The organism is Arthrobacter sp. FW306-05-C, assembly GCF_021801725.1.
Lineage (GTDB): Bacteria > Actinomycetota > Actinomycetes > Actinomycetales > Micrococcaceae > Arthrobacter.
The window spans coordinates 3,376,544-3,392,276 of sequence record NZ_CP084556.1; the positions used below are offsets into that span (position 1 = coordinate 3,376,544).

At 56.6% G+C, this 15,733-nt stretch carries 13 protein-coding genes; 4 read left to right on the top strand and 9 right to left on the bottom strand.

The window, feature by feature from the left end; translation table 11 throughout:
* Positions 1-26: 26 nt before the first annotated feature.
* Genes LFT44_RS15665 through LFT44_RS15695 form a run of 7 tightly spaced genes read right to left on the bottom strand, consistent with a single transcriptional unit; the run spans position 27 to position 8,638 of the window.
* Positions 27-956: an NAD-dependent epimerase/dehydratase family protein gene (locus LFT44_RS15665; protein ID WP_236799349.1), complete on the bottom strand. Its 930-nt coding sequence runs from the start codon at positions 954-956 to the stop codon at positions 27-29.
* Positions 957-1,013: 57 nt separating this feature from the next.
* Entirely contained in the window at positions 1,014-2,360 is a 1,347-nt protein-coding gene (locus LFT44_RS15670) for a nucleotide sugar dehydrogenase (protein ID WP_236799350.1), read from the bottom strand.
* Complete coding sequence (gene wecB, locus LFT44_RS15675; protein WP_272910860.1) at positions 2,320-3,462, bottom strand: non-hydrolyzing UDP-N-acetylglucosamine 2-epimerase; 1,143 nt, start codon at positions 3,460-3,462, stop codon at positions 2,320-2,322. Before wecB ends, LFT44_RS15670 begins: the two co-directional genes overlap by 41 nt.
* 3 nt (positions 3,463-3,465) lie before the next feature.
* Positions 3,466-4,557 carry a polysaccharide biosynthesis C-terminal domain-containing protein gene (locus tag LFT44_RS15680; protein ID WP_236799352.1) on the bottom strand — a complete coding sequence of 364 codons (1,092 nt, stop codon included), beginning with the start codon at positions 4,555-4,557 and terminating at the stop codon, positions 3,466-3,468.
* Positions 4,554-5,618, bottom strand: a complete 1,065-nt coding sequence (locus tag LFT44_RS15685; RefSeq protein ID WP_236799353.1) for a polysaccharide biosynthesis protein — start codon at positions 5,616-5,618, stop codon at positions 4,554-4,556. The genes LFT44_RS15680 and LFT44_RS15685 overlap by 4 nt, the downstream gene beginning before the upstream one ends.
* Before the next feature lie 49 nt (positions 5,619-5,667).
* On the bottom strand, positions 5,668-6,804 hold the full coding sequence (locus LFT44_RS15690) for a DegT/DnrJ/EryC1/StrS family aminotransferase (RefSeq protein ID WP_236799355.1): 1,137 nt from the start codon (positions 6,802-6,804) through the stop codon (positions 5,668-5,670).
* Positions 6,797-8,638 carry a polysaccharide biosynthesis protein gene (locus LFT44_RS15695; RefSeq protein WP_236799356.1) on the bottom strand — a complete coding sequence of 614 codons (1,842 nt, stop codon included), beginning with the start codon at positions 8,636-8,638 and terminating at the stop codon, positions 6,797-6,799. Before LFT44_RS15695 ends, LFT44_RS15690 begins: the two co-directional genes overlap by 8 nt.
* Before the next feature lie 314 nt (positions 8,639-8,952).
* Here LFT44_RS15695 and LFT44_RS15700 point away from each other — a divergent pair, with 314 nt between their 5' ends.
* From LFT44_RS15700 to LFT44_RS15715, 4 genes are all read left to right on the top strand, one after another.
* Positions 8,953-10,455: a polysaccharide biosynthesis tyrosine autokinase gene (locus tag LFT44_RS15700; RefSeq protein WP_236799357.1), complete on the top strand. Its 1,503-nt coding sequence runs from the start codon at positions 8,953-8,955 to the stop codon at positions 10,453-10,455.
* Positions 10,391-12,337 carry a DUF4012 domain-containing protein gene (locus tag LFT44_RS15705; RefSeq protein WP_236799358.1) on the top strand — a complete coding sequence of 649 codons (1,947 nt, stop codon included), beginning with the start codon at positions 10,391-10,393 and terminating at the stop codon, positions 12,335-12,337. Before LFT44_RS15700 ends, LFT44_RS15705 begins: the two co-directional genes overlap by 65 nt.
* Before the next feature lie 156 nt (positions 12,338-12,493).
* The gene (locus LFT44_RS15710; RefSeq protein WP_236802919.1) at positions 12,494-13,096 is read left to right on the top strand and encodes an LPXTG cell wall anchor domain-containing protein; all 603 of its coding nucleotides are present in this window, start codon (positions 12,494-12,496) and stop codon (positions 13,094-13,096) included.
* A 355-nt stretch (positions 13,097-13,451) separates the two neighbouring features.
* Positions 13,452-13,859 (top strand): VanZ family protein, encoded by a 408-nt coding sequence (locus tag LFT44_RS15715; RefSeq protein ID WP_236799359.1) that lies wholly within the window; start codon positions 13,452-13,454, stop codon positions 13,857-13,859.
* Positions 13,860-13,868: 9 nt separating this feature from the next.
* On the opposite strand, the gene galU is transcribed toward LFT44_RS15715, so the two are convergent.
* Positions 13,869-14,759 carry a UTP--glucose-1-phosphate uridylyltransferase GalU gene (gene galU, locus LFT44_RS15720; protein ID WP_236799360.1) on the bottom strand — a complete coding sequence of 297 codons (891 nt, stop codon included), beginning with the start codon at positions 14,757-14,759 and terminating at the stop codon, positions 13,869-13,871.
* Between the two features lie 72 nt (positions 14,760-14,831).
* Entirely contained in the window at positions 14,832-15,731 is a 900-nt protein-coding gene (locus tag LFT44_RS15725; protein ID WP_236799361.1) for a nucleotidyltransferase family protein, read from the bottom strand.
* Positions 15,732-15,733: the final 2 nt, after the last annotated feature.

Here is a 15,733-nt window from a genome sequence, read left to right on the forward strand (position 1 = left end):
TTATAGACGTTCATTGCTTCGTCTACTCATAACCCCATGTACCAGTCATACACTTCCTTAAGCGCGTGGACGAAATCCGGCTGCACAACTTCCGGCAACAATGAACTGAGTAGTTCGGACGAGGCTTGCGAATGCTTCACGTCGCCCTGGCGGCGTTCCACGTACTCGACTTCGATTGGGCTACTGTGCAGTTCCTGCAGAAGAGCGATCAGCCCGTTGAGTGAGGTACGCGTGCCGAATGCGAGGTTCACCGGCGTCTCGCAGGTTACTGTACGTAGTGCAGATTTGGTGAGGGCGTCAGTAACGGCGTGGATTGAGGTAAAGTCCCGCGACTGCTCGCCATCGCCAAAGACGGTCAATGGTTTGTTGTTCTTGAGGGCTAGCAGGAACTTTGGAATTACGGCCGCGTACACATGGTCCGCTCGCTGCAGCGGTCCGAAAACGTTGAAAAACCGGAAGGCAATGGTGTTGAGGCCGTAGCTGGTTGAGTAGGCGTTTGTGTACGCCTCAGTAGCCAATTTCGTTACGGCGTAGGGACTAAGCGGCAAAGTAGAAAGCGATTCGGTCTTCGGTAGCGCAGGGTTGGCACCATATACCGACGATGAGGAAGCAACGCTCACGTGCTGAACTCCCGTTACGCGCGCCGCCTCGAGCACGTGCAGTGTCCCATCGACGTTCACTGCGTTGGTGGAAAAGGGGTCCTTGATTGACCGTGGAACTGACGGAAGGGCGCCAAGATGAACGACGGCGTCGACTCCCTCGGTGGCCCGCAACACGTCATCGTAATTGCGAAGGTCTCCCTCTATTTCCTGGACGCGCTCATGCGGAACCTCACGACGACGGCCCGTCACGTAGTTATCCAACGTTCGCACGCGCTCCACTTCGGGCTGCGTCATAAGATGATTCACCAAGTTGGTGCCGATGAACCCGCACCCGCCCGTTATCAAGATGTCCATATTTAGTCTCCTAGATCGAATACGCGACCGGGTACTTGACCGCTTTGAGGGGCGCGCTTACAGCGCGTGCACCTTGCTGCCGGTCAACCTGTTCTTGGTGTCCAACACGAGCGCGCCCTCCCTATTCACGACGTCATAAGAGATGTCATCGTGGTCGGTAAGGAGGACGATGATGTCTGCTTGGTCAACGGCCCCTGCTGACCACACGGTTTGAGTAATCCCGGCCGGCCAGCGGTGGGGCTCAACGTGACTGTCAACGGCAGATATCTCAGCCCCCATCCCACGCAGGAGCTCCGCCACACGAACGGAAGGCGCCTCGCGAATGTCACCGGTATTTTTCTTGTAGGCCAGCCCCAGCAGAAGCACAGCCGAACCCTTCACAGCCTTGCTCTCATTGTTGAGCAATTCCACCACTCGCTGCACCACGTAGCTAGGCATATTGTCATTTATGTCATTGGCTAGCTCGACGAACCGGAAGTTCTGACCCAGCTTGCGCCGAACCTGCCACGACAAGTAGCTCGGGTCCACAGGCAGGCAATGCCCTCCGACACCAGGCCCGGGGGTGAATTTCATGAACCCAAAAGGTTTCGTGCTTGCCGCCTCAATGGACTCCCAGACATTAACACCAAGCTGATTGGCAAAAATCGCAAGTTCATTAACTAATGCGATGTTGACGTGCCGGAACGTGTTTTCAAGGAGCTTCGTGAGTTCGGCTTCTTTCGGCGAACTGACCGGCACAGTCTGGTTCACCAAGTCGTCATAAAAGCGCTGAACATGGTCGAGGGATGCCGCATTAACCCCAGAAACCACTTTGGGCGTCTCCACGAAGCCCCAAGATTTGTTTCCAGGATCGATACGCTCCGGGCTGTATCCCACATGAAAGTCTGCGCCTGCCTTGAGTCCAGACCCCTCCTCCAAAATGGGCACCAAAAGTTCTTCTGTGGTTCCCGGGTAAGTCGTGGACTCGAGAACAACCACAGCTCCTGGCGTAAGGTTGACGGCTAATGAGCGCGCTGACTCCTCAATGAAGGAAAGGTCCGGAAGACTCTCTCGGAGCGGCGTGGGTACAGTGATGACGGCAACATCGAAGCCGTAGGTCTCGGCGTAGTCCGTCGTTGCGCAATACCGACGGGAGTCTAGGGCAGAGCGTAATTGCGCGTTTGAGATGTCATCGACGTATGACTCACGTGCGTTGAGTGAGTCGATGCGGTTTTTGTCCAAATCCACACCGACAACTGTGTAGCCGACTTCGACCGCTCTCATCGCAACTGGAAGGCCTACATAGCCTTGTCCAACGATGACAACTTTCTGATCCTTGATGATCATTTCATTTTCTTCCGGTTGTATGCACGAAGTTCTGAGTTCAATTAGCTTCTGGCCTTCTGATACCGGTTCGCTGGCCATGACTATGCGCCGTGGAGCGTATAAAACTCACGACGCGTCGAGAAGTATCTGATACCTGGTATTCCGCAGGTAAAGTTGCCGAACCAGCAGAACCAAACTCCTCCAAAGCTATGCGGACACCATCCGTGATTGAGTCGGCCGAGATGCCCACGGTGATTATGCCACCCGTATCCATCGATTCAGGACGCTCGATGAAATCCCGAAGAGTCACGGCCGGGAAGCCCAGAATGGACGACTCCTCGCTGATCGTTCCACTGTCGGATAATACGAGCTTTGCCCCTTGCTGGAGCGCTACGTAATCGTGGAATCCGAAGGGGGGATGAAATGTGAGAGAACCCCTCGGTTCTTCCGGCAACTCATCCAGTCGCTTACGAGTGCGTGGATGGGTCGACACCAGCACTGGCAAATCGTATGCCTTGGCTAGTTGATTCAGAGCGTCCAGAACCGATGTAAGTCGAGGGACGCTGTCGACATTCTCTTCACGATGGAGGCTTACGAGGAAATATCCTCCATGGGAGAGGTTTTGACGTTCCAGCACATCACTGGCGGCGATTTGGGTGGCGTTGGCATCGAGCACTTCTCGCATCGGCGAACCACTGAGCATGATTCGCGAAGGATGGATTCCTTCGGCCAGAAGGTTGCGTCGGGCGTGCTCAGTGTAGACAAGGTTGTAGTCAGCCACATGATCCACGAGGCGGCGGTTGACTTCCTCTGGAACATTCTCATCGAAACAACGGTTGCCGGCTTCCATGTGATAAACGGGGATCTTCATTCTGCGAGCCATCAGGGCAGAAATGCAACTGTTGGTATCACCCAGGACAAGCATGGCGTCAGGTTTTTCTTCAGCAAGCACTGATTCCATTTTTGTGAGGATGGTTCCCAAAATCGAACCAAGCGAACTCGTATCTGCTTCCAGAAAATGATCAGGGCGACGAAGGCCGAGGTTTTCGAAAAAAACCTCGTTTAGTTCGTAATCATAATTTTGGCCCGTGTGTACCAGCACATGGTCCATGTACTTATCCAGCCGCTTGATGGTTGCTGCTAAACGAATAATTTCTGGTCTGGTCCCAACGACTGTCAGTACCTTCAATTTTTTGATCATTGCTTACACGGGCTCCGGAATAGTGTCAGGTGCTGATGGATCGTAAATTTCGTTAGTCCAAAAGGACGTGTAGAGTGTGTCGTTTCCGGTGTTGGTGATTTTGTGTGTCCACATCGTAGGCATGTCTACAGCGACTGGAGACTCTCCAGTTACACGGAACTCGTGGGCCTCATTTGTAAACATTTTGCGAAGGGAAATAGTTGCCGTGCCGGCGAGCACGGTGAACCGCTCGATCTTCCGCCGGTGGAAATGATCTCCGCGGCTAATGCCAGGTTCCGTTGTGGAGAACGACGACTGTCCTGTCCCACCATGAGTCCTCAAAATTTCAAAAAAAGACCCACGGGCATCGGCATGGCGTTGCAGGGAAAGCGGAGCTTGCTGCGGAAATGTATAGGAGCGGTAAGTATTGAAAAGGTCCCGATCGAATTTGCTCCGAATATCGGGGATGTCACCTCGGCCGTATGCTTTGGCAATCGCGGTCAGGCGCTTCAACAAGCCCGTTACCGACTCACGGACATGAAGAGATTCGGATTCACCAGGAGTAACGGCTCCAACGAGAATGTCAGCGGCATCCTGCACATGGAGCAGACAGAGCTCCTTGTCGTGCTCTACCGTCGGTGCCTCCCCTTGCGACAGAAGGTGGCTGAACGTGGCGGTGACGGCGTTGTAAAACGGCCGCCCATGTTCGCCAAACAAGTTGGGCAGAAGTACATCCTCAAACTGCACCCCGGCCTTCTCGGTTGCTCCCCGCAAAATGTCAGAGGCTTTGCGTTTGGCTTCGCCGTAGACGCTCCCATTCCCTGACTGCGTTGAATTGGCAAAGACAACGGTTGGCGGCGGGTTCTCACTTCTGGTCAATGCCTCTGCGACCTGCTTCGCGAAGAGTAGATTGCCCTCGCGAACTTCTTCATCGGTTCCGCGATTCACTCCGGCAATATGCACTAGTCGGTGAGCACCGTTTATTGCGGAAGACGCGGTATCAACATGGAAACCATCTCCCAAAGAAAACGTTCGACTTGGCTGCACGCCATAGAGAGCAGCCCGCGTATGCCAACCTACAAACCCGTTAGCGCCTGTCAGCGCGACTTCACTCATTCGCGAATGAGGTCTTTGTCCGCTGCAAGTCCGGCGGACACAAGCTCTTGCCGCACTTCTGGGAGCGTAAGCAGGAGGTCTTCAACCTCAGCGACTGTCATCCGTTCGACCGTATGTGAGTCGTAATCGGAGTATCTGGCCTGGACAGGGTCCCCTTGTTCAAAGTAGATGCTGTAGTTCAAGTCCCGTTTATCCGCCTGAATACGAAAGTACTCGCCCATATCCTGTGCGCGTGAAAGTTCCTCGCGGGTAGCAAGGGCCTCAGACAATTTCTCCGCGTGCCTGGTGCCGATGACATTGATGTTGGAGCGCGACCGGAAAAGGTTAACAGTTGCCTGAGCGAGGTCTCCGACCGTGCATGCTCGCGCTTTCCGAATGAAGAGGTCTCCTTGATGAGCGTTGTGGAAGGCGAATTCCACCAAGTCCACTGAATCGGCGAGGGACATCATGAACCGGGTCATGTCGGGGTTTGTTACTGTGAGATCCTTGCCTGCCTTGATTTGATTGATGAAGAGGGGTATGACTGATCCCCGTGAGTACATGACGTTGCCATAACGCACACAGGAGACGGTGGTTTCAGCATTTGGGTTGTTCAGGCCATGTGACTGGGCAACCTTCTCCATCATCGCTTTGCTCATGCCCATAGCGTTCACTGGGTAAACTGCTTTGTCGGTACTAAGGCAAACGACCGACTTCACGCCCGCCTGGTCCGAGGCGCGAACGACGTTCTCACTGCCAACGATGTTCGTCTTCATCGCTTCTACCGGAAAAAACTCGCAGGACGGCACTTGCTTGAGGGCTGCCGCATGAAACACAAAGTCAACGTCCCGAACTGCTCGCTCGACGCTCTGATAGTCACGGATGTCACCCACGTAGAAGCGCAGGCGGGCGTCACCCATCTCATGGCGCATTAGATCCTGTTTGGCTTCATCGCGGCTAAGAATGCGGATCTCCTCGACACCCCTCGACAGCAGCTTTTTGGTCACGATGTGACCGAAGGATCCTGTACCGCCTGTTACGAGGATGCGCTTCCCCTCGTAACCACTCGCCGTATCTACCATCAGATGTTCCCTTTCCCAATAAAGACCGCACAGCTACACGGAGTAAGACTCATACTGTGCTCCCCAGAAATTCCAATACGGTCGATTCCACTAGTTGAAGCGAGGACAACGACATCGCAGATCCACTGGGCAACGTTAGGCCCGTGGCAAAAAGCCGCTCTGATGTCCCATCCACAAGACGCCGCGCCTGTCGGAACACCGGCTGCAGATGCATAGGCTTCCACAGCGGCCGGTTCTCAATGTTTTCAAGACTCAGTGCGGAGCTAAGTTCGGTGCGGCTGAAGCCTGCAACTTCTTCATCGACAAGTATGGACGTTAGCCAACAGTTGTCGTCGTCATCCGTTTCACCGCCGAAGACCGATACGCCAGGGACACCACTGAACAGCCTCTTGTAGTACTGCCGATGGGCCCGGCGGCTTGCGATCATTTCGTCAAGCCGGAGTAGTTGAGCTCGCCCTAGGGCGGCCAACAGGTTGCTCAGCCTGTAGTTATAGCCAATGTCGGCATGCTCGTAATGAACAACGGGCTGTCGGGCCTGCGTCGCCAAGTACCGGACTCGGGAAGCCAGCTGTCCGTCATCAGTGAGCAGCATACCGCCGCCTGAGGTGGTCATGATCTTGTTGCCGTTGAAGGAGAAAACGGCGGCGTCCCCCCAAGCACCAGCAGGCTTGCCGGCGTGCACGGCGCCAAGCGACTCCGCCGCGTCCGCTATCAGCGGGACACCATACTGGGCAGCAATTTCACTGATAGTTGTGTAATCAACGGCTTTTCCTAGAAGGTCGACGGGGACAATCGCTCCGACCCGTTCACCGGCGGCGGTCAGTGTCCGCAGGGCGCCTTCCAGTAGGCTCGGGTCCATATTGCCCGACTCCGGCAGAGAATCAATGAAGAACGGCTCTGCCCCTGTGTAAGTGACTGCGTTGGCGGTTGCGGCAAACGTCATGGTGGACGTCAAGACGACATCGCCTGGCCCTACGCCCGAGGCTAGAAGAGCGAGGTGGAGGGCCGCGGTTCCGGAGCTCAGTGCAACTGCGTAATTTCGACCTATACGCTGCGACATTTCCTGCTCAAAGCGATCGACGTCCGGGCCCAGGGGGGCTATCCATCCCGAGTGGAGCGCCTCCAGAATGTATTTTTCCTCGAGCTCGCCCACGTCGGGAGCCGACATATAGATCCGGTCAGTCATTGCTGCTGCCTATTGACGTAGCAAGGTAAGGCTTGGGTGCGGCTGGGACCCTACTGCAGGATTCTTCCCAACGGTGGTAGTCCAGATCCGCAGGGTCCAACGGTGGGACAGCGGTGTGCGTCACCTTGTCGTGATAGGGGCGCTCGCCGCGTTCCTCTTGGCCGAATAGCTCTTCATGCAGCTTTTCGCCGGGCCGAAGACCTGTGAATACAATGTCGATCGCCCTGCCGGACATGGAAATCATTCGTTTTGCAACATCGAGTATTTTCACGGGCTGCCCCATGTCCAGGATCAGCGCTTCCCCGGGTCGACCGATCGCACCGGCTTGGATCACCAACTGGCAGGCTTCTGGGATCGTCATGAAGTATCTCGTGACCTCAGGATCCGTCACCGTTACCGGCCCGCCGGCCTCGATCTGTGCAATAAATGCCGGGAGCATAGAGCCGCGGCTTCCGATCACGTTACCAAAACGGACCGACAGGTAAGATTGCCCGGTTCTCTCGGCCGCCCAAGCGGTAAGTCTTTCTGCAAGCCGCTTCGAATGCCCCAGGACGCTGGTAGGATTTGCCGCCTTATCCGTCGAAATATTGATAAACGTCTCAACTCCAATTTGCCCGGAGGCCTTCAGGACGTTGAGCGTTCCGAGAACGTTGCTCTTCCAAGCTTCTCGAGGATACTGTTCCAACATTGGCAGGTGCTTAAGTGCTGCCGCGTGGAATACCACTTGGGGCTTCCTGTTGTCGAAGATCGCGCGAACTGCTTCCTGGTCTCGTATGTCCGCTAAGACCACGTCACTGCTGTTCAGCAGTCCATGTCCGGAGAGCATCATCTGAACGCCGTGGAGGCCGGTTTCATCACGATCCAACATGATGAGCTCCCGAGGGGCATACTTTGAGAGTTGGCGGCACAACTCAGAGCCAATGGAACCGCCGGCACCTGTGACAAGGACGCGCCTGCCAGCAACATATTCAGCTATGGATGCTATCTCAGTATCCACCGGCCTTCGCCCAATAATGTCCTCGATAGCCACATCCCTCAGGTCTCCAAGCCGCATGCCCTCCTCTAAGATGTCTGAGAGAAGAGGCATTACCATCAGCCGAATTCCTGCTTTGTCCGCTGCATCCGACGTCTTGCGGATGAAATCTGCGTCCGCCCGTGCCACACATAGGACAACCGCTGTTGCTGCGGTTCTTTTCGCCACTGCTTCTAGCTCTGCCCCCGTCCCCATGACCGCCACATTTGAAAGCCGCCTGTTCCGTTTTCCAGGATCATCGTCGACAAGTCCCACTGGGCGGTACAGAGAAGCGGGATCACCGAGCATTCTCCGTAGGAGATATGCCCCGGTCTGGCCTGCTCCGTATATCAGCACACGCTCCGCTGAATCCAGCGGACGGACTCTCCGCTCGGTAAAGAGCCTCCGCATATATCGGCTCCCGCCCATCAAGACGAACGCAAGGGGTAGCGCCACCAGGGCCGTGCTGCGAGGCAAACCGTTGGCACTAAGGAAGAAGAGATTGACCCCGAATAACGCTGAAGCAACGATGACCACCGTGAACAGAAGCGTTTGCGCTTCATCGAATGCCCCATGCTGATGCCGTCCCCGGTAAAGGGCAAGAGACCAACCTACTGCAGCCTGAAGACTGACGGCTAGCAAAACCAGGATGCCTACGGAGAACCAATTCACCCGCTCCGCTTCAAAGTCGAATCGGAAGAGGACAGCGAATGCAACGGCGAGGATCCACGCCTCTGCGTCGATCGAGTACTGAACGACGCGATATGCCCACTTGGCAGCCCGGTCATCGCCGGCGCGCTGGCGCACCTCTGTTGATCCCACTTGACTTGTTCCCCCACAAATTGACTGCGCGCGAGATGATTCTCACCTCATCCCTTCGAGCAGACCCGACATTAGAATACAGACGGGCCCATCGATCCTTGATATTAAAGCACCTCCGCGACGTAGTTACGGACGAAAGCATTCAGTCAAGCAAATTTGTGCGCTCCGTTACGGTGCTGACGCGCCTTGAAAGATAGTGCTACGTGCGGGTGGTCCACTTGCCCGTATAACTGCCCCCGGTCCGGTTTCTAGTTGTGGAACCGGTACGATGAGGGAAATTTTCCCCGCGAACTTCACCTGGAAGGGGCTCGGTTTTGGAGCTTAAGGATTACTTGCGCATCGTCCGGCGAAACTGGATTTTAGTCGTTGCGTGTGCGCTCATCGGCATCTTGGGAGCGGGTGTGGTGTCCTTGCTTATGAAGCCGAGCTACAGGTCCGAGACAAAGCTCTTCGTTGCGCTACAGAATTCGGGTTCGGTCTCCGAGCTTCAGCAGGGCAACGTCTTCAGCCAGGCGAGGGTTCAGTCATATGTGAAGACAGTCACGACCCCGACAGTACTCCAACCAGTGATTGACAGCCTGGACCTGAAGACAACCCCGCAATCCTTGGCGCAAAAAATTGTAGCAACGTCAGATACCAATACTGTTCTTATTAGCATTTCGGTTCAAAACGAATCGCCCGTCCAAGCGGCGGCGATAGCCCAATCCGTCAGCCGCAGCTTGATTGCCGCCGTTAACGATTTGGAAAAGCCCTCCAACGGGGGCAATTCGCCAGTCAAGCTTTCTATAGTCGCCCCCGCAACGGCACCGTCCTCGCCCTACTCGCCAAACGTTCAAATGAACTTGCTCCTGGGTCTCCTCGCGGGGTTGGCTGCCGGCATCGGGCTTGCCGTGCTCCGGGCGCTTCTTGATACTCGAATTCGTGGCGAGGCAGATCTCCGGAGGGTAACCAGTTCTGCCGTGCTAGGTGGCATCAGCTTCGATACGGACGCCATAAAGAAACCACTGCTCACACAGGCGGCTCACCAGAGCCCCCGCGCTGAGTCCTTCCGTCAACTGAGGACGAACCTTCAGTTCGCCCATGTAAGTCATGAATCCAAAACTCTCCTCGTAACCTCATCGGTTCCCGGCGAAGGAAAGAGCACTACTGCCACGAACCTCGCAATTGCCATGGCTCAAGCAGGACAATCTGTTGCTTTGGTGGATGCAGACCTGCGGAGGCCCATGATCGCCGATTACCTCGGGCTGGAGAGAAATGCAGGGCTAACGACAGCGCTCATTGGTAAAGCGGATGTCAACGACCTTCTGCAACCCTGGGGCGATGGCCAACTTTACGTCCTCGCGTCCGGACAGGTACCGCCAAACCCCAGCGAATTACTCGGCTCCGAGAAGATGAGGCAACTGATTATCAGGCTAGAAAGTGTCTTTGACGCTGTGGTTATCGATGCACCACCGCTACTCCCTGTCACTGACGCCGCGGTTCTGGCACAACAAGTGGGTGGAGTGGTGGTAGTTGTCGGCACTCAAAAGGTTCGAACCGGTGATCTGGAGAAATCCCTGGCAGCGCTTGAGATGGTGCAGGCCGACGTCCTAGGTGTTGTCCTGAACCGCTTGCCCGTCAAGGGCCCCGATGCCTATGCCTATGCCTCCTACAGCTACAGCACCTCGGGCAAGCTCCCAGTAAAGCCGCCGGTAGACCTCCATCACGGGCGTGCAGAGGACTCCCATGACGTCTTCACGGATGAAATTCTCCATGGAAGCCCACGAGAAGAGACTCGCTTCATCGGCGGCCGAGGACAGGGACATAATGCCAGCTGACAGGCGACGAAACCCACAGGCACAAGTGGGCGGACTTCCTGAATCAACATCCTCGAGGGCCCGACGTACTCGAGGGAGCCCCAAGGGACATGCCCGTCTTTTTCTGCTTCGAATCGCAGGAATATTCGCTGGACTTCTACTGGTCGTTGCGGCTGTCGGAGGCTGGCTTTTCTACCGCGCTATGGATATAAGAGGGGAACTAGCCGCTGTCAATAACGTTCTCCCTGAATTCGAAAAGAAGCTCCTTGCTCATGATGAAGCGGCGGCTCGCTCTGCATTGACCGACATTCAAGCCCATATTCAGAGAGCTCGAAGTTCTGCGACGGACCCGGTGTGGAAGGCAGCAGGCTCGGTTCCCGGAGTAGGGAAGAACTTCTCTACGGTCTCGGAGCTGGTGCTGTCCGCCGATGACGTCGTAGTCGGGGCCGCCCAACCGCTGCTGTCCGTTTATGGTGCCCTCGACTGGAAGGCCCTGAAACCCGTTCAGGGGAAGTTTGACCTGGAGCCGCTTAGGGCATCCTCTCCGAGCATCGTTTCAGCGGCTAATACTGTCGATCTGACATACCAACGTCTGTCCAGTATCGAAGATGGTGGCCTCTTACCTGAGGTGGCACAGCCCCTCGCTACCGCGAAAAGCTCTTTGAGTAGCCTCAGGGAGTCACTCAGCGTCGCTGCGGATGCGTCGGCGCTCCTTCCAAAGATGATGGGGACGGAGGGCACCCGACACTATCTGGTGCTGATTCAAAACAATGCGGAAGTCCGGGCCACCGGGGGGCTTCCAGGGGCTCTGGCTGTGCTGCGGATTGAAAACGGAACCATGAGCTTGGATGCGCAGTCGAGTGGGGCGGCGCTTGGAAAGTTTTCCCCAGCAGTAGCGGTGGACCCTGCCCAAACCGCAATCTACAGTAAACGCTTGGGCAGCTACATCAGCGACGTCAACTTGACCCCCGACTTTCCGACAGCCGCGAAGGCGGCAAAGGCCATGTGGGAAACCCGGCATGGGACACAGATAGATGGCGTAATTGCACTCGACCCTGTAGTGCTGTCACACATTCTGAAGGCATCCGGTCCGATGGCAATACCTGACCTCAGTCCCGAATTGGGCCAACGAGTCCCCGGCATCTTGACTGAGGGCAACGTTGTGAAGGCTCTTTTGTCGGATATCTACTCCGCCACGCAATCCAACGAGTTGCAGGATGCCTACTTTGCCTCCGTTTCGAAAGAAGTTTTCAATCTTCTTGGGTCAGGAAAGATCTCACCGGACCAACTACTTGGTGCTTTGACAACGAGCGTTGAGGAACACAGACTCCTCGTTTGGAGTACCAAGGAAGAAGAACAGGATGTGTTGGAAAGAACCTTGGTGGGAGGAGCAGTTTCCGGTCCCACAGTTGGCGGCGCTTCCTTCGGTGTCTACTTCAACGACGGGACTGGCGCAAAGATGGATTACTACGTGAGGAAAACTGTGCGCCTTGAGTCTGTCTGCACCGGTAGTGACTATGCCGAATACAAGGTCATAGTGAGTATGACGAATACGGCGGGAGAAGACGCAGCAAGCGCACTGCCAGTGGCCGTAACTGGAGACGGCCGATTCGGGACACCCCGTGGCACTATTCAAACCAACGTCACGGTCTACGGCCCATCCTTATCGCATCTGGATGCCGCTCTTGAGGACAATGCGAAGGTTAGTTTTGGGTCGTATGTCCACTACGATCGTCCAGTTGGCATCGTGACCACACGTCTGGAACCAGGCCAGACTTCGGAAATCGAGATGACATTCGTGAATGTGGTCCAGCATGCAGAGCCGGAAGTCGTTGTCACCCCAACTCTCCAAGATGTCAAAGAAGTTCTTCTTCCCACGGTGAGAGCTTCCTGCGGCGATTAGGATCTTCTGTAAAGAACTTGACAGACGTTGCCCACAGGCTTCACGCGGTGGTAGCGTGTTTTTTGGGATATGTCCGTAACTCTGTAAAGGTCTCTTACAGTGAGGAAGCATCCTCAAAACGGATTACATGAAAATAACGTCTCCGGGGGGACTTCAATGAAAAAAACATTTGCCGCACTCGCTCTTGCTGGATCCATTGCACTGATCGGGTCAGCGCCGGCCTTGGCGGCTACCTACCCACCCCTTCCACCTCAGGCCGCTGTCTCGGACAGCTATGTCGGCCCTGGTGAAACCTTCATCTTCCGCGGCCAGGGATTCTTGGCGGGCGAAACGCTCACCATCCGCGTTACCCCGGGACAGGCCCCCGCATCCAACGGTGCCAACATAGCGGGTAGCCGAGCGGTCGCTACGCGCATCGGAGTCGTCGCCGAAGCGCAGACTCTGACGACCAGCGCCGACGCGCAGGGTGCCTTCGCCCTTCCTATTGCCATCAGCGAAGCTGGAACCTACACGCTTACCGCAACAGGTAATACCTCGGGTATCACAGTTGGCCCAGTCACCGTCACGGTAGCAGCTTCCCTGGCCAATACCGGAGGCGATGCTGCTGGCGCTCCACTTGCAAACACTGGCAGTGGATTGGCAAGCACAGGTGCCGATGCCAGCCTGCTTTTGTGGGGTGCAGCGGGCGTTGGTGCTCTCGGCTTGGGCGCAGCGGGCGTGATCCTGGTTCGTCGAAACAAGTCGGAGGCTTCTGCCTAGCAACAGCCGGTCAGATAAGCCGGGAAAGATGGGTCGACTCCGCAAGGAGGTGGCCCATCTCTTGCTTTTAACGTCGCATGGCTTCGAGGGTTCTTGAAGCCCCCTTCCCTACACCCACCCAACAGGAGCGGCTATGTGGTATCTATTTGATCTATGGGGAGACATTGGCGCAAAGAACCACGGGTGTACGATTTCTCGACGCCGCTCCCCCAGCTACATGGGATGCGCTACGCACTTCTTGTGCTTCTGGCTGTGACTGCACTCGGAACTGCAGTATTCGCCCTGCTACGGACCACCTGAGGCCGACTTGAGGTTCGTTTACCATCAGCGACTGTGGCAGCTAATCCTCGTGGCTATGGCAATTCCCCTGGCGTTCATCGCTTTTTGGCCATCGCCCGTCGACAAACCAGTTTCCGGACAGCTCGCAGCCGTCCTCGCCTTCCTTCACCGCCACGGGATTCCCCGCTGGTTCAACTACGGTTTGGTCGAAGCGTCCGCCAACGTCGTCCTTTTCATGCCCGTCGGATTTGTGGCCGCACTGGCATTTTTACCAAAACGCTGGTGGCAAATCGGCGGTTTCGGCATGCTGATTTCCGGCTGCATCGAGCTGGGACAGCTCCTATTTCTGGACGATCGCTTTGCAAGCCCATCAGATATCTTGACCAACACGTCAGGTGCTGTCATCGGGGCGCTGCTGGCCGCCTGGGCCACGAAAAAAGGGAGGCCTACCACCTTTCGGCAGCAGGCCTCCCAGAAGTGCTAAAAGCTGCTTTTAGCCTACAAAGCTTTTCATCCAGGTCTTCAGGTCCTCGCCGAACTCCACTCGCTCGGACGCGAGGGTGATGACGGCCTTCAGGTAGCTCAGCTTGTCCCCGGTGTCGTAGCGGCGGCCCTTGAAGACCACACCGTACACGCCGGAGCCTTCGCCTTCGCCGGCGGCAAGCGTCTGCAGAGCGTCTGTCAGCTGGATCTCGTTGCCGCGGCCAGGCTCCGTGTGCTCCAGGACGCTGAACACGTTGTGATGGAGCACGTAGCGGCCGATGACCGCCAGGTTGGACGGTGCGTCAGCTGCAGCCGGCTTCTCCACCAGGCTGTTGACGCGGACGTAGTCCTCGCCTTCCACAGCAGTGACGTCAGCGCAGCCGTAAGCGCTGATCTGTGACGGATCAACCTCGATCAGTGCAATCACGGAACCGCCAGTCTTCTGCTGCACCTCCATCATGGTGCTCAGTAGGTTCTCTGCCTCGTCGATGAGGTCGTCACCCAGAAGCACGGCGAACGGCTCGTCACCCACGTGCTGCTGCGCGCACAGCACTGCGTGGCCCAGGCCCTTGGCCTCGCCTTGGCGGACGTAGTGGATGGGGCCCAGGTTGGAGGCGTACTCCACCAAGCCCAGCTTGTCCTTGTCCCCCTTGGCCTCCAAAGCAGCTTCCAGGCCCGGCTCGCGGTCGAAGTGGTCCTCCAGGGCTCGCTTGTTGCGGCCCGTGATCATCAACAGGTCCGAGAGGCCCGCATCGATCGCTTCCTCCACCACATACTGGATGGCCGGGCGGTCAACCACCGGCAGCATTTCCTTCGGCATTGCCTTGGTGGCGGGCAGGAAGCGTGTTCCCAATCCGGCAGCAGGAATGACGGCTTTGGTAATTGCTTTCCCCTTAGTCATAGCTGAACCTTAACAAATTTGGTGGGCCAAACGGCAATTGGATGCGGATTTCAGAAGGACTTCACCGCTCGATCAGAGTCTGCAGAGGCCCCGAACTAGACGAGGCAGAGCACGCATAAACCGGCCCCACCGGGCACGATGCTGCCTGAGTTGTCCAACCAGCGACATGTCCGCATAGATGTTCCCGCTGAGGAAGACCTCCGGCGGTGGGAAGAGCGCTCGCCGCAGCATTCTTGGTTTCTCTTTCCACGTGGCCTGAAGGATAGCGGCGAGGCGTGCGCTGCCAGGTTCTTGGGCTGCCACGCGGTTGCGCCACTCCATGGAGGGCTCCGGCCAGACAACGCTGGTCGTCGGGGGAAGAAGCCCTTCCAGGAAGGGTTGAATGGCTGCCAGCGATCCTGTTGCTCCAGCGAGTTCCAGGAGCGCCTCGGACATGTCCTCCCTGCGCATGAGGTCAGCAAGGTAGTCCAACTCCTGTTGGCAAGCAGGCAGAGTGGGAGAACGCAGGGCATGCAGAGCCAAAAACAAAACGCCAAGTTCCTTGGCGGGAACCCTTAACCGCTGGCCGGCAAGTGAGATGGTCTCAGTGTTCGCCCACAAGCTTTCGAAGCAGTCGTGCGCGGGTTTTTCCATACCGGGAAAGCGGAAATGGATGTCGATACAGCAGGGCCACTCCGGATGGTGGACCGTGACGGAGTGCTTGGGGAACGTCCTGCTGTCCGGGTCCACAGGCCGTTCACGCCAACCCCGTTCACGGAGTCGCTCCAGCACTTCCTCAAGCCTGACGGGATCGACGAAGGCGTCAACATCGGTCGACAGTTTGGCTTCACGAAGCCCCTGAAGGACGCTTGCAGGCCCCTTGATGAAGAAGGCCCTGATGCCGAGGCCATTTGCCAGGCGCGCCACGAGGGCATGACCCAGGAGCACACCCTCCGGGATCTCGAGCTGCGTTTTACGGGAAGCGTGGGTCACAG